The organism is Lacisediminimonas sp., from assembly GCF_030645335.1.
Lineage (GTDB): Bacteria > Pseudomonadota > Gammaproteobacteria > Burkholderiales > Burkholderiaceae_D > Lacisediminimonas.
Genome location: NZ_JAUSNH010000042.1, coordinates 56948 through 70712 on the forward strand (window position 1 = coordinate 56948; position 13765 = coordinate 70712).

Consider the following 13765-nt stretch of genomic DNA (forward strand, 5'->3'; position numbering starts at 1 on the left):
AAAATCATGTCAATGCGAACTGAATACTGCGGCCTGACCTCCGAGAAGCTGCTCGGGCAAACCGTCAGCCTGTGCGGCTGGGTGCATCGCCGCCGCGACCACGGCGGTGTGATCTTCATCGACCTGCGCGACCGTGAGGGCCTGGTGCAGGTGGTGTGTGATCCGGATCGTGCCGAGGTCTTCAAGTCGGCCGAGGCGGTGCGCAACGAGTTTTGCCTGCGCGTGACCGGCATCGTGCGCCTGCGCCCTGAAGGTACGGCAAATGCCGGCCTGACTTCAGGCAAGATCGAAGTGCTGTGCCATGAGCTCGAAGTGCTCAATCCTTCGGTCACGCCGCCGTTCCAGCTCGACGACGACAATCTGTCGGAAACCACCCGCCTGACGCATCGCGTGCTCGACCTGCGCCGCCCGCAGATGCAAAAGAACCTGATGCTGCGCTACAAGGTGACGATGGAGGTGCGCAAGTACCTCGACCACAACGGCTTCATCGACATTGAAACGCCGATGCTGACCAAGTCCACGCCCGAGGGCGCGCGCGACTACCTGGTGCCGTCGCGTGTGAATGCCGGCGAATTCTTTGCATTGCCGCAGTCGCCGCAGTTGTTCAAGCAATTGCTGATGGTGGCCAACTTCGACCGTTACTACCAGATCACAAAGTGCTTCCGCGACGAAGACTTGCGTGCTGACCGGCAACCTGAATTTACCCAGATCGACTGCGAAACCTCGTTCATGTCCGAGCAGGAGATCCGCGACCTGTTCGAGGACATGCTGCGCACCGTATTCAAGAATGCGCTTGGCGTGGAGCTGCCGTCGCCATTCCCGGTCATGAACTTCGAAACGGCGATGGGCATGTACGGGTCGGACAAGCCCGACATGCGCGTGAAGCTGGAGTTCACCGAACTGACCGACGTAATGAAAGACGTCGACTTCAAGGTCTTTGCCGGCGCCGCCAATTCAGAGGGCGGACGTGTGGTGGGGCTGCGCATTCCGGGCGGTGGCAGCATGCCGCGTTCCGAGATCGACGCCTACACCCAGTTCGTCGCCATTTACGGCGCCCGCGGGCTGGCCTACATCAAGGTCAACGAAAAGGCGAAGGGCCGTGACGGCCTGCAGTCGCCAATCGTCAAGAACCTGCATGACGCCGCACTCTCGCGCATCATCGAGCTGACCGGTGCACAGGACGGCGACCTGATTTTCTTTGGCGCCGACAAGGCCAAGGTCGTCAACGACGCGATCGGCGCATTGCGGGTCAAGATCGGTCATAGCGAGTTCGGCCGCAAGAATGGCCTGTTCGACGAAGACTGGCGTCCGCTGTGGGTGGTCGATTTCCCGATGTTCGAATATGACGAAGGCGCTGACCGTTGGGTTGCCTTGCACCACCCGTTCACCGCGCCCAAGCCGGGGCATGAAGACTTCATCGATACCGATCCCGGCCGTGCCGTGGCGCAAGCCTACGACATGGTGCTCAATGGCTGGGAACTGGGCGGCGGCTCGGTCCGTATCCATCGCGCCGACGTCCAGAGCAAGGTGTTCCGGGCACTCAAGATCAACGATGAGGAAGCCCAGCTCAAGTTCGGCTTCCTGCTCGATGCCTTGCAGTACGGCGCGCCGCCACATGGCGGACTGGCCTTTGGCCTGGACCGTATCGTGACCATGATGACCGGTGCGGAGTCGATCCGCGACGTGATCGCGTTCCCGAAGACCCAGCGCGCACAATGCCTGTTGACGCAAGCACCATCGCCAGTCGACGAGAAACAATTGCGCGAACTGCACATTCGCCTGCGCAATCCGGAACCGGTCGCGAAATCCTAGTCCGGGCAGAGTGCGGCATAATCAAGGCGCGAGCTTCTCGCGCCTTTTTTATTTTCGCCGCATCAACGAATTTCAAGTCATTCCCGGAAATGGCCTTCCATGCAACAACGCACCTACAAAATTCCGGAGTCGGTACTGGTGGTGATCCACACGACGGAACTCGATGTACTGCTGATCGAACGGACAGACCGCAAAGAGTATTGGCAATCGGTCACCGGTTCCAAGGATTTCCCGGACGAAGACCTGCGCACCACGGCGATGCGGGAAGTCCATGAGGAAACCGGCATCCGGATCGGTGATGATGGCCACGTGCCACCAGACTGCCTGGTCGATTGGCAAATGTCGAACGTGTATGAAATCTATCCGGTGTGGCGCAATCGCTACGCGCCCGGCATTACCAGGAACGTGGAACACGTATTCAGCTTGCAGGTGCCGCGTGATGTGCCTGTATTGCTGTCACCGCTCGAACACACCCGCAGCCTGTGGCTGCCGTGGCGCGAGGCTGCCGACCATTGCTTCTCGCCATCCAATGCCGAAGCGATCCTGCAGCTCCCCGTGCGTTTGCAGGCAATGCGCAATGAAAAGGCCCAATGAAGCTGAAAATCGTTACCTATAACATCCACAAGGGCGTGTCCTCGTTTGGCAGCCGGCCGCGCATACAGGCGCTGAAGACGGCGATCGGCTCCCTCAATGCAGACATCCTGTTCATGCAGGAAGTGCAGGGGCGGCACGACCTGCTGGCGCTGCGCTATGCCGGCAGCTGGCCGATGCAAGGCCAGCATGAATTCCTGGCCGGCGACGATCAACACGCCGTGTACGGGCTGAACGCTGCCTACGATCATGGCCATCATGGCAACGCCCTGTTGTCCAACTTTCCCATCATCCACTCGCGCAACCAGGATGTTTCCGACCACGCCTACGAGGCGCGCGGGATACTGCATTGCGTGGTGCGCGTGAAAGAAACCGACGTCCATTGCTATGTGGTGCATCTCGGCTTGTTTGCCGGCAGCCGCAAGCGCCAGATCGATGCGTTGGTCGACGCTGTCGCCGGTTCTGCGCCCGCCGATGCGCCGCTGATCATCGCGGGCGACTTCAATGACTGGGAAAACAAGTTGAGCCAAACCTTGTCCGACCGCCTGCAAGTGCGCGAAGTGTCCGATACCAATCTTTCGCGCCTGGGATTCGGCACCTACCTGCGCCGGCTGGCCGGCCGCGGTCCGAAAATCCAGCCGGCCCGGACCTTCCCGGCAGCCATGCCCGTGTTGAAGCTGGACCGGATCTATGTGCGCGGGTTCGAGGTTGAATCGGCCCAGGTACTGCACGGCGTGCGCTGGGCCCGCCTGTCTGACCATGCGCCGCTGATCGCAACGCTCAAGCTGTCGGCATCCTTTGCCTGACATCGGCATGGCCCCCGGGCAAGCGCACAGGGCAGCGGCGATGCGCCCGTTCACCCTCGCGGCGTCGCATTGATGCGCGCGATCGCCTACACCGCCGGCAATGACGTCACCCTGCTGCATCGCGGCGATGAGTATTTCCCGGCGCTGATCGCGGCATTCGACGCGGCCCGCTCCGAGATCTGGCTCGAAACGTATATCTTTGCGCTCGACCCGACCGGTGACCAGGTCAAGGCGGCGCTGATCCGCGCTGCCGGGCGCGGTGTCGCCGTGCATGTCGTGACGGACTGGCTCGGTACCGGCCACAGGGAGTCGGCAATCCTGCAGCGTGAATTCCTGCAGGCCGGCGTGTCGCACCGCTCCTTCAATCCGTGGTTTCGTCGGGGTGTCACGCGCATGCACCGAAAAATGTGCGTGATCGACGCCGATCTGGCCTACCTGGGTGGACTGAACATCATCGACGACATGGTCGATGACGGCGATCCCAGTGTGCGCTTGCCAGCACCGCGCTGGGACTTTGCGATCAGGATAGCCGGCCCGCTGGTGGACGCGATCGATCGTGAGTTGAAAGGCCAGTGGGCGCGGCTCGGAAAGCTGCCGCTGATCTCGCGCATCGAGGGCCTTATGCGACCATCCGGCCCCCGTACGCCGTCCGACAATGCGCCAGCCGTGGCCGCCCTGATCGTGCGCGACAGCTTTCGCAACCGGGTGACGATACAGCGTGCCTACCTGCACGCGCTCGGGCATGCGCGCCGGGACGTGCTGCTGGTGACGCCGTACTTCGCTCCCGGCCGCAAATTGCGGGCCGCGCTGGAGTCCGCCGCCAGCCGCGGCGTGCGGGTCACCCTGCTGCTGGGTGTTGGCCAGTTTTCCATGCAGGACGCCGTCGCCCACTCGTATTACCCGAAGCTGATGCGGGCCGGCGTCCATATTGTCGAATACCGCAAGACCCAGTTGCATGGCAAGGTGGCGGTAATCGATGAGGACTGGGCGACGGTCGGCTCGAGCAATTGCGATGGCCTGAGCCTGTTCGTCAACCAGGAGGCCAACATCGTGGTGCGCGACGCCGAGTTTTCCCGCGCGCTGCGCGAGCACATCCTGTCCGGCCTGGCCGAGGGAAGCCCGGTCAAGCTGGATGAATTCAGCAACCGGCCCTTGTTGCAGCGGCTGGGGCATGGCGCAGCCTTCCTGCTTTACCGTGCAGTGATGCGGGTCATTACGCTGGGGGAATACAATTGAGAACGCACCAGATCGACCGCGCTGCGATCGAAACCGGCACAGACGCAGCGGTGCCGCATGGATAGCGTCAGGATCGACAAATGGTTGTGGGCCGCGCGTTTTTTCAAAACCCGGTCCCTGGCCACCCAGGCCGTGGAATCCGGACGAGTGCGCCTGGGCGGCGAACGCGTCAAGCCGGCGCGTAATCTCAAGCGAGGTGAGCGCTTGCACATCGAAAACGAAAGCGGGATCTTCGACATCGATGTGATCGACCTTGGCGACAAGCGCGGACCGGCCGCCTTTGCCCAGTCCCTCTATCTGGAAACGCCCGCCAGCATCGCCCAGCGTCAGGTCAGTGCTGACGACCGGCGTCTGTTCCGCGAACCGGCCACATCGATCAAGGGTCGTCCGACCAAGCGCGACCGCCGGCAGCTGGATCGCGAATGACGCAGTGGCAATGCAGCAGGGATGCTGCATTGCATGAGCGCGAAGCTTGCGACCTTGCGCCTGTCCCGGCAAGCGGGCGCGAGGTTTGCCGCCAGCCGGTCAGGCGCCGCAGGCGGACAGAGTCCGCCGAACTTCAAGAAACGCCAGCCCTCGCATGGGACCCGGACCGCCTCTCACCCGGTCTACTTAGAAACCCTGCTCTACGATGCCCTTTGACTTTTGAAGGTCCGTGAATAATAGTACGAACGTTCGCACAAATAATCAGATGACAGATAACACGCCAAAGTTCATGCGCAAGGGGGAGCTCACCCGCGCCGCAATCCTCGATGTTGCCCTTGGCCTGGCCAGTCGCGATGGCCTGGAAGGCCTGACCATCGGCCTGTTGGCCGACAGGATGAACATGAGCAAGTCGGGTGTGTTCGCGCACTTCGGCTCCCGTATCGAGCTGCAGATTGAAGTGCTCAAGCTGTACCACACCGTTTTCGAAAACGAAGTATTTTCCCCCAGCTTGCAGGCGCCGCGCGGATTGCCCCGGCTGGAAGCCATGTTTGCGCGCTGGATCAAACGGGTCACCGTCGAAATTGCATCAGGTTGCATATACATTAGTGGAGCCGTTGAGTACGACGACCGGCCCGGCGAAGTCCGGGAAGAACTCGTCGCGATGGTGCGGGTCTGGCAGGCCGCGCTGCACCGGTGCGTGGTGCAGGCAATTGAAATGGGCCATTTGCAGGACGGCACCGATCCGCAGCAACTGGTTTTTGAAATGTATGGGCTGGTGCTGGCACTGCATCACGATGCCCGCTTCATCAAGCGGCCGGGCAGCGTGGAACGGGCCGAGGTCGGGTTTGCGCGCCTGATTGCCGATTACCGCAAGCAAGACGCCGGGACTGCCGGAAACAATCAAACAAAAACGAGCAGGGCAGCAATTCGCAAGACCGCTGCCTGATCGATCCGATCAGCCATTTAGGAGAGTAATCCATGGGTCAGTACACCCCGCCGCTGCGTGACATGCGGTTCGTGATGCACGAATTGCTGGATGTCGAGGCTGAACTCAAGCAGCTTCCCAAGCATGCCGACATCGACGCCGACATCATCAACCAGGTGCTGGAAGAGGGCGGAAAATTTACTTCGCAGGTGCTGTTTCCGATCAATCATAGCGGCGACCGCGAAGGCTGCACCCTGGACCAGGCGACCCACGAGGTAAAGACGCCAACCGGCTTCAAGGCGGCCTACCAGCAATATGTCGAAGCCGGCTGGCCGGCACTGTCCTGCGATCCGGCGTTTGGCGGGCAGGGCTTGCCGCTGGTGATCAACAATGCGTTCTACGAGATGATGAACTCGGCCAACCAGGCCTGGACCATGTACCCGGGGCTGTCGCATGGCGCCTACGAGTGCCTGCATGCGCACGGCACGCCCGAACAGCAGGCGCTGTACCTGCCCAAGCTGGTGTCGGGCGAATGGACCGGCACCATGTGCCTGACCGAGCCGCACTGCGGCACCGACCTGGGCCTGCTGCGCAGCAAGGCGGAACCGCAGGCCGATGGTTCGTACAAGATCAGCGGCGGCAAGATATTCATATCTGCCGGCGAGCATGACATGGCCGCCAACATCGTCCACCTGGTGCTGGCGCGACTGCCTGACGCGCCGATTGGCACGCGCGGCATTTCGCTGTTCCTGGTGCCAAAGTTCATCCCGGCCGCAGATGGCTCGCTGGGTGCGCGCAATCCGGTCTTCTGCGGCGCGCTGGAAGAGAAAATGGGCATCCATGGCAATTCAACTTGCCAGATCAATCTCGATGGCGCCACCGGCTGGCTGATCGGCGAAGCGAACAAGGGATTGAACGCCATGTTCGTGATGATGAATGCCGCGCGGCTGGGTGTGGGCATGCAGTCGCTCGGCCTGACTGAAGTGGCCTATCAGAACGCGCTGGCTTACGCCAAGGAGCGCCTGCAAATGCGCAGCCTGTCGGGCGTCAAGGCGCCGGACAAGCCGGCCGACCCGATCATCGTGCATCCGGATGTGCGGCGCATGTTGCTGACTGCCCGCGCCTATGCCGAAGGCGGGCGTGCCTTTACCAGCTATATCGCGCTGCTGATCGACAAGGAACTGAACCATCCGGACGAGGAAGTACGCAAGGAAGCAGGCGACCAGGTCGTTTTGCTCACGCCCATCATCAAGGCCTTCCTGACCGATAACGGCTGGATCGCAACCTCCGAAGCGATGCAGGTGTACGGCGGCCACGGTTACATCGTCGAATGGGGCATGGAGCAATACGTGCGCGACGCCCGCATCAACATGATCTACGAAGGCACCAACACCGTGCAATCGCTGGACCTGCTGGGCCGCAAGATCCTGATGGACAACGGCGCCAAGCTGCGCAAGTTCGGCGAGCAAGTGAAAGCTTTCGTGGAAGACAACGGCACCGACGAAGCGATGTCCGAATTCATCACTCCGCTGGCCGACCTGGGTGACAAGGTGACCAAGCTGACGATGGAAATCGGCATGAAGGCGTTACAGAACCAGGACGAAGTCGGCGCGGCTGCCGTACCCTACCTGCGCGTGCTCGGTCACCTGGTGTTTTCCTATTTCTTTGCGCGGATGGCGAAAATCGCGCTGGAAAAACAGGACTCGGGCGACGACTTTTACAAAGCCAAGCTGGGGACGGCGCGCTTCTATTTTGCGCGCCTGTTGCCGGAAACCGCGATGCTGATTCGTCAGGCACGGTCCGGATCGGCATCGCTGATGGCGCTTGACGCCGACCTGTTGTGATAGCCCCGGCTGTCATCAAATCACTGCTCTGAAGGAATGAACATGTCGAATTTTATCGTCAGGAAAGTGGCGGTTCTCGGCGCTGGCGTGATGGGCGCGCAGATCGCCGCGCATTGCGTCAACGCCCGTGTGCCGGTGGTGCTGTTTGACCTGCCCGCAAAAGAGGGCCCGAAGAACGGCATCGTGCTGCGCGCGATCGAGAACCTGAAGAAACTCAGTCCCGCCCCATTGGGCATCCGTGATGAAGCCTCGTTGATCCAGGCCGCGAATTACGAAGATGACCTCGCCCTGCTGCAGGGCTGCGACCTGGTGATCGAAGCGATTGCCGAGCGCATGGACTGGAAGCATGACCTGTACAAGAAGGTCGCCCCGCATATCGCCGGTCATGCGATTTTTGCGACCAATACCTCCGGCCTGTCGATCACCCGGCTGTCCGAGGGCTTCGATGCGCAATTGCAGGCGCGTTTCTGCGGCGTGCATTTTTTCAATCCACCGCGCTACATGCATCTGGTGGAGCTGATCCCGACCGCCGCCACCCGGCCCGATATCCTCGACCAGCTGGAAGCCTTCCTGACCACCAACCTGGGCAAGGGTGTCGTGCGCGCCAAAGATACGCCGAACTTCATCGGCAACCGGGTCGGCGTATTCGGCATGCTGGCCACCATTCACGAGGCGCAGAAATTCGGCTTGAGCGTCGATGTGGTTGACGACCTGACCGGTGCGCGGCTGGGACGCGCCAAATCCGGCACCTTCCGCACCGCCGATGTCGTCGGACTGGACACGATGGGCCATGTGATCCGGACCATGCAGGACAACCTGCAGGATGATCCTTTCTTCGACGCTTACCAGACCCCCGCAATCCTGCAGCAACTGGTGCAGGCAGGTGCGCTGGGCCAGAAGACCGGCGCCGGTTTTTACAAGAAGGTCGGCCGCGATATCTTGCGCATAGACGCCGCCAAAGGTGACTACGTCCCCTCTACCGGCAAGGTCGATGACCTGGTCGGCCGCATCCTGAAAGAAAAAGATCCAGCCAAGCGCATGAAGGCGCTGCACGACTCCACCAATCCGCAAGCGCAGTTCCTGTGGTCGATCTTCCGTGACGGTTTCCATTACATCGCGGTCCACCTGGAGAGCATTGCCGATAGCGCGCGCGATGTCGACTTCGCACTGCGCTGGGGCTTTGGATGGAACCTGGGCCCCTTCGAAAACTGGCAGGCGGCCGGTTGGCAGCAAGTCGCGACATGGATCAAGGAAGATATCGACGCCGGCCGTGCGCTGTCGTCGGCGCCCTTGCCGGACTGGGTATTCGACGGCCGCACCGGCGTGCACTTTGAAGAAGGCTCCTGGTCGGCGGAGCGCCGCTGCAATGTTCCCCGTTCCGAGTTGCCGGTGTATCGGCGCCAGGTATTCCGTGCGCCCTTGCTGGGATCGGGCGCAGCCGACGGCCGCAACGGCGGCAAGACTGTTTTCGAGGACGAATCCGCGCGCATCTGGCACCAGGAAGACGACGTGCTGGTGCTGTCCTTGAAGACCAAGATGCATGTGATTGGCCCCGGCGTGATCGACGCGCTGGCGCGTGCGACCGATGAAGCGGAGCGCAATTTCAAGGGCCTGGTGATCTGGAACGCCGATGCGGCAGAAGGCGGCGCGTTCTCGGCCGGCGCCGACTTGCAGGCCATGCTGCCGGTGTTCATGTCGGGCGGCGTCAAGGCGATCGAACCCGAAGTGGCGCGGCTGCAGCAGGCGCACATGTCGCTGAAGTACGCCGGCGTGCCGGTGGTGGCGGCAGTTGCCGGCCTGGCGCTGGGCGGCGGCTGCGAACTGATGATGCATGCGGCACGCCGGGTGGCGGCAATGGAATCGTATATCGGCCTGGTTGAAGTCGGCGTGGGCCTGATTCCGGCCGGCGGCGGACTCAAGGAAGCCGCGCTGCGCGCAGCAGATGACGCGCAGGGCAACGACATCCTGCAATTCCTGAAAAATTACTTTACCAACGCCGCCATGGCCAACGTGTCCAAGTCTGCGCTCGAAGCGCGGCAGATGGGCTACCTGCGCGCGGGCGATGTGATCGTCACCAACACCCATGAGTTGCTGCATGTGGCCAGCAGCCAGGTGCGCGCCATGCACGACGCCGGCTATCGCGCGCCGGTGCCGCGGCTGGTGCCCGTCACCGGGCGTTATGGCATGGCCACCATCGGCGCGCAGTTGCTGAACATGCGCGATGGCGGCTTCATCTCGGCGCATGACTACAAGCTCGCCAGCATGATTGCCGAAATCATCAGCGGCGGCGATATCGAGCCGGGCAGCATGGTCGACGAGCAATGGTTGCTCGACCGTGAACGCCGGGCTTTCATGGAACTGCTGAACCATCCAAAAACCCAGGAACGCATCATGGGCATGATGCAGACCGGGAAGCCGGTACGCAATTGACACAGCCCCAGGCCGCGCGCATGCCCGGCATGCGACGCCAGGGACAAGCCCGCTGCTTGCAAACGAATCAGGAGAGTATCAAATGAGCAAACAACTTCAGGACGCCTACATCGTTGCGGCGACCCGCACCCCGATCGGCAAGGCGCCGCGCGGCATGTTCCGCAACGTGCGTCCGGACGACTTGCTGGTGCGCGCAATACAATCCGCGCTGGCGCAGGTGCCGGGCCTTGACCCGACGCTGATTGAGGACGCCATCGTCGGCTGCTCGTTCCCGGAAGCCGAGCAGGGATTGAACATGGCCCGCATGGCCGTGTTGCTGGCCGGCTTGCCGCGCACGGTGGGCGGGGTTACCGTCAACCGTTATTGCGCGTCCGGCCTGACCGCAATTGCAATGGCGGCCGACCGCATCCGCGTGGGCGAGTCCGACGTCATGATCGCCGCCGGTGCAGAGTCGATGTCGATGGTGCCGATGATGGGGCACCACCCGTCGATGAACATGGGCATCTTCAAGGACGAGAATATCGGCATGGCCTACGGCATGGGCCTGACGGCGGAGAATGTCGCCAAACAGTGGAAGGTCAGCCGCGAGGCGCAGGATGCGTTCGCGCTGGACTCGCACATGAAGGCCATCGCCGCGCAAAAAAGCGGCGAGCGGGCCGATGAAATGACATCGGTCGACATCATCGAAAAATTCCCCAACCTGGCAAGCGGCCAGACCGACATCGTCACCCGCACCGTGACCGACGATGAAGGCCCGCGCGCCGACACCAGCCTGGAAGCGCTGGCCAGGTTGAAGCCGGTCTTTGCCGCCAAGGGCAGCGTCACTGCCGGCAACAGTTCGCAGACCTCGGATGGCGCCGGCGCGCTGATCCTGGTCAGCGAGAAAATCCTGCGCCAGTTCAACCTGACGCCCCTGGCGCGCTTCGTGTCGTTCGCGGTGCGCGGCGTGCCGCCGGAAATCATGGGCATTGGCCCGAAGGAAGCAATTCCGGCTGCGCTATCCGCTGGCGGACTCACGCAAGACCAGATCGACTGGTTCGAGCTGAACGAAGCCTTTGCCGCACAAGCCCTGGCAGTCATGGGCGACCTCGGCATGGACCCGGCCAAAGTGAATCCGCTGGGCGGCGCCATCGCGCTGGGACATCCCCTGGGTGCCACCGGCGCTATCCGCTCGGCCACAGTGATCCATGGCATGCGTCGTCGCAATTTGAAGTACGGCATGGTGACCATGTGCGTGGGCACCGGCATGGGCGCAGCAGGGATTTTCGAACGGCTTTGACCTGATGCGCAGTCGGCAATCGATGGTCGGCAATGCAAGGTTCTGCGCCTTGGCAATCAAGGCCATGCAAGCCCCGTCGGGCGGCCTTCAAATGGAGATGGAATGAGCATTGCGACCAGCAAGCAAGACGGCATACTGACCATCGAGTTCGATCGCCCGGAGCGCAAGAACGCCATCACCGTGGCGATGTACCAGTTGATGGCGGACGCCATCGCGCAGGGCGAGCGTGATCCGGAAGTGCGGGTCCTGCTGATTTGTGGCAAGCCCGACATGTTCACCGCCGGCAATGACCTGGAAGATTTCCTGGGTGCGCCGCCGCCCGGGCTCGACAGCCCGGTGTTTGCTTTCATGCGCACGCTGTCGCAAGCCAGCAAGCCCGTTGTTGCCGCCGTTGCCGGACCCGCGGTAGGAATAGGCACCACCATGCTCCTGCATTGCGACATGGTGTACGCCGCCGACAATGCACTGTTCTCCATGCCGTTTGCGCAACTGGGCGTCTGTCCGGAATTCGCCTCCAGCATGGTGCTGCCGCAAATTGCCGGCTATCAGCGGGCCGCAGAACTGCTGATGCTGGGCGAAACCTTCACTGCTGCACAGGCGTGTCAGATGGGTATGGTCAACAAGGTCGTGCCCGGTGCTGAACTGATGCCCTACGCACGCAGCAAGGCGCTGGCGCTGGTTGCGCTGCCGCCGTCGTCGCTGCGCATCACCAAGCAACTGATGAAGAGCGCCCAAAGTGCGACCGTCCAGAAGGTAATCGCCGACGAGGGCCGGCACTTCAGCGCCATGCTGGGTGCGCCCGAGGCAAAGGAAGCCTTCACCGCCTTCTTTCAAAAGCGCAAGCCGGATTTCAGCAGGTTTGACTGAAGAACTGGTGTTTGGCATTAGCCGATACCTGGGCTCGAGTTCGTTCGCTGGCCTGACAGGTTAAGCCGGCATCGCCACTCTACCGATCACTTGTTCGATCAGCGGGCAAGTCAAATTTTCCGGCACTAATACTTTCAAAATCTCCCATAAATATGGCGTTCGCCATTTGAAAATTTTCATTATCTTGCCTGTCGTGATCAATTCATTCCATCGCAGATGAAACCGACCAAGCAAGCCCGTAACCGCCCCGTTTTCCCGCAAGGCCATGCCGCCAATTTTCCGGCATCAACTGCGCCTGATCCGGGCGCCGTGCCGCTGGCTGGCCGGCGTCGCAAAGGAGATGTGGTGCTCGATCGTGTCTGCTTTGGTTATGGCGACGAGGGGCCCTCCTTGTTTGAATCGCTCTGCATGCAGGTCAAGGCCGGCGAAATGACGGCCATCATCGGCCCGCCGGGATGCGGCAAGAGCACGCTGATCCGGATGATCTGCGGCCTTTATTCGCCGAGTTCCGGGCGCGTCAGGGTGACAGGAGCAGCGTGTGCCGGTTCGCGTCGGTCGCCGGGCAGCGGGGTTGCCCTTATCCCCCGCGAGCCGATGCTGTTCCCGGGATCTTTGCTCGACAACCTGTACCTGGCAGCCCCGTCCGCCGACACGGCCAGCATCGGGCAGGCCTGCCGGCTGGCGAACGTGGCGATGATTCCCGAAGGCGTTCCGGCATGCGGCCATCCCGACATTGGTGCGGGCGGGGCTTATCTGTCGCCTGGCCAGCGCTGCCTCATCGGTATTGCCCGGGCACTGCTCAAGGGGCCCGATGTACTGATCCTGGACGACACTTTCGCCGGACTGCGCGCAACTTGCAGGAAGCGGCTGCTGGACACGATCAACGGCCTGAAAGGCCGGATCACGGTGATCGTCACTGCACGCCGCCTGCCGGCCGGGCTTGATATCGACACGGTTTATCGGCTGGGGTCGGACCGGGCGATTCGCCTGTCCGTGATCCGGGGCAGGGCGCCGGCGGACGGGCCACTTGCGCGGCGCGGCCTGAAACGCGCTGGCAGCACCGGTTAGCAGCGGCGGTGCGATACAATGACCATCGAAGCAAGCCAGACAGCCGCTGGCGTGAATGCAAATTCACGCGGGAGGAAGGTCCGGACTCCACAGAGCAGGGTGACGGCTAACGACCGTCCGCCGTGAGGCGCGGAACAGGGCCACAGAGACGAGTCTTCGGGAGCGCGGCGCAAGCCGGTAACGCTCACGAAGGGTGAAACGCGGTAACCTCCACCCGGAGCAATTCCAAATAGGCACGCGATGATGCTGCTCGCGGAGCGTGCGGGTAGGAAGCTCGAGCCTGTGAGCAATCACAGGCCTAGATGAATGGCTGTCATAGCGCGTGGTTCGCTGCGCGCCGTAACAGAATCCGGCCTATCGGCTTGCTTCGTTTTTATTTTCCCGGTCTGGTGCCGGCGGGCATTTGTCTGCACATCGACTTTACCCCGGTCGGCCCTGGCGATTGGCCAAGGCTTTATCTTTCCGTTGTGAATCCCTGCTG

11 protein-coding genes and 1 other RNA gene are annotated in these 13765 nt (G+C 62.0%); all 12 read left to right on the plus strand.

Annotated elements, in window-relative coordinates; all coding sequences use genetic code 11:
* Positions 1–6: 6 nt before the first annotated feature.
* Positions 7–1812, plus strand: coding sequence for an aspartate--tRNA ligase (gene aspS, locus Q7T64_RS03190; protein ID WP_304791039.1), 1806 nt, complete (start codon positions 7–9; stop codon positions 1810–1812).
* Positions 1813–1911: 99 nt separating this feature from the next.
* Positions 1912–2406, plus strand: a complete 495-nt coding sequence (gene nudB / locus Q7T64_RS03195; protein WP_304791043.1) for a dihydroneopterin triphosphate diphosphatase — start codon at positions 1912–1914, stop codon at positions 2404–2406.
* Positions 2403–3209: an endonuclease/exonuclease/phosphatase family protein gene (locus tag Q7T64_RS03200; protein WP_304791046.1), complete on the plus strand. Its 807-nt coding sequence runs from the start codon at positions 2403–2405 to the stop codon at positions 3207–3209. The genes nudB and Q7T64_RS03200 overlap by 4 nt, the downstream gene beginning before the upstream one ends.
* A gap of 72 nt (positions 3210–3281) precedes the next feature.
* Positions 3282–4445, plus strand: coding sequence for a phosphatidylserine/phosphatidylglycerophosphate/cardiolipin synthase family protein (locus Q7T64_RS03205; RefSeq protein WP_304791049.1), 1164 nt, complete (start codon positions 3282–3284; stop codon positions 4443–4445).
* 57 nt (positions 4446–4502) lie between these two features.
* Entirely contained in the window at positions 4503–4871 is a 369-nt protein-coding gene (locus Q7T64_RS03210; protein ID WP_304791052.1) for an RNA-binding S4 domain-containing protein, read from the plus strand.
* 289 nt (positions 4872–5160) lie between these two features.
* On the plus strand, positions 5161–5817 hold the full coding sequence (locus Q7T64_RS03215; protein WP_304791142.1) for a TetR/AcrR family transcriptional regulator: 657 nt from the start codon (positions 5161–5163) through the stop codon (positions 5815–5817).
* 32 nt (positions 5818–5849) lie between these two features.
* Positions 5850–7640 (plus strand): acyl-CoA dehydrogenase C-terminal domain-containing protein, encoded by a 1791-nt coding sequence (locus Q7T64_RS03220; RefSeq protein ID WP_304791056.1) that lies wholly within the window; start codon positions 5850–5852, stop codon positions 7638–7640.
* Positions 7641–7682: 42 nt separating this feature from the next.
* On the plus strand, positions 7683–10070 hold the full coding sequence (locus tag Q7T64_RS03225) for a 3-hydroxyacyl-CoA dehydrogenase/enoyl-CoA hydratase family protein (RefSeq protein ID WP_304791059.1): 2388 nt from the start codon (positions 7683–7685) through the stop codon (positions 10068–10070).
* An 82-nt stretch (positions 10071–10152) separates the two neighbouring features.
* Positions 10153–11349 (plus strand): acetyl-CoA C-acyltransferase, encoded by a 1197-nt coding sequence (locus Q7T64_RS03230; protein ID WP_304791062.1) that lies wholly within the window; start codon positions 10153–10155, stop codon positions 11347–11349.
* Between the two features lie 102 nt (positions 11350–11451).
* The gene (locus tag Q7T64_RS03235) at positions 11452–12216 is read left to right on the plus strand and encodes an enoyl-CoA hydratase (protein WP_304791066.1); all 765 of its coding nucleotides are present in this window, start codon (positions 11452–11454) and stop codon (positions 12214–12216) included.
* A gap of 216 nt (positions 12217–12432) precedes the next feature.
* Entirely contained in the window at positions 12433–13284 is an 852-nt protein-coding gene (locus Q7T64_RS03240) for an ABC transporter ATP-binding protein (RefSeq protein WP_304791069.1), read from the plus strand.
* A 27-nt stretch (positions 13285–13311) separates the two neighbouring features.
* An RNA gene (gene rnpB, locus Q7T64_RS03245) (RNase P RNA component class A) lies at positions 13312–13657 on the plus strand.
* Positions 13658–13765 lie beyond the last annotated feature (108 nt).

Excerpts from the sequence above, each read along its gene's own strand:
- aspS (WP_304791039.1), top strand. The coding sequence starts at position 7 with ATGTCAATGCGAACTGAATACTGCGGCCTGACCTCCGAGAAGCTGCTC.
- nudB (WP_304791043.1), top strand. The coding sequence starts at position 1,912 with ATGCAACAACGCACCTACAAAATTCCGGAGTCGGTACTGGTGGTGATC.
- Q7T64_RS03200 (WP_304791046.1), top strand. The coding sequence starts at position 2,403 with ATGAAGCTGAAAATCGTTACCTATAACATCCACAAGGGCGTGTCCTCG.
- Q7T64_RS03205 (WP_304791049.1), top strand. The coding sequence starts at position 3,282 with ATGCGCGCGATCGCCTACACCGCCGGCAATGACGTCACCCTGCTGCAT.
- Q7T64_RS03210 (WP_304791052.1), top strand. The coding sequence starts at position 4,503 with ATGGATAGCGTCAGGATCGACAAATGGTTGTGGGCCGCGCGTTTTTTC.
- Q7T64_RS03215 (WP_304791142.1), top strand. The coding sequence starts at position 5,161 with ATGCGCAAGGGGGAGCTCACCCGCGCCGCAATCCTCGATGTTGCCCTT.
- Q7T64_RS03220 (WP_304791056.1), top strand. The coding sequence starts at position 5,850 with ATGGGTCAGTACACCCCGCCGCTGCGTGACATGCGGTTCGTGATGCAC.
- Q7T64_RS03225 (WP_304791059.1), top strand. The coding sequence starts at position 7,683 with ATGTCGAATTTTATCGTCAGGAAAGTGGCGGTTCTCGGCGCTGGCGTG.
- Q7T64_RS03230 (WP_304791062.1), top strand. The coding sequence starts at position 10,153 with ATGAGCAAACAACTTCAGGACGCCTACATCGTTGCGGCGACCCGCACC.
- Q7T64_RS03235 (WP_304791066.1), top strand. The coding sequence starts at position 11,452 with ATGAGCATTGCGACCAGCAAGCAAGACGGCATACTGACCATCGAGTTC.
- Q7T64_RS03240 (WP_304791069.1), top strand. The coding sequence starts at position 12,433 with ATGAAACCGACCAAGCAAGCCCGTAACCGCCCCGTTTTCCCGCAAGGC.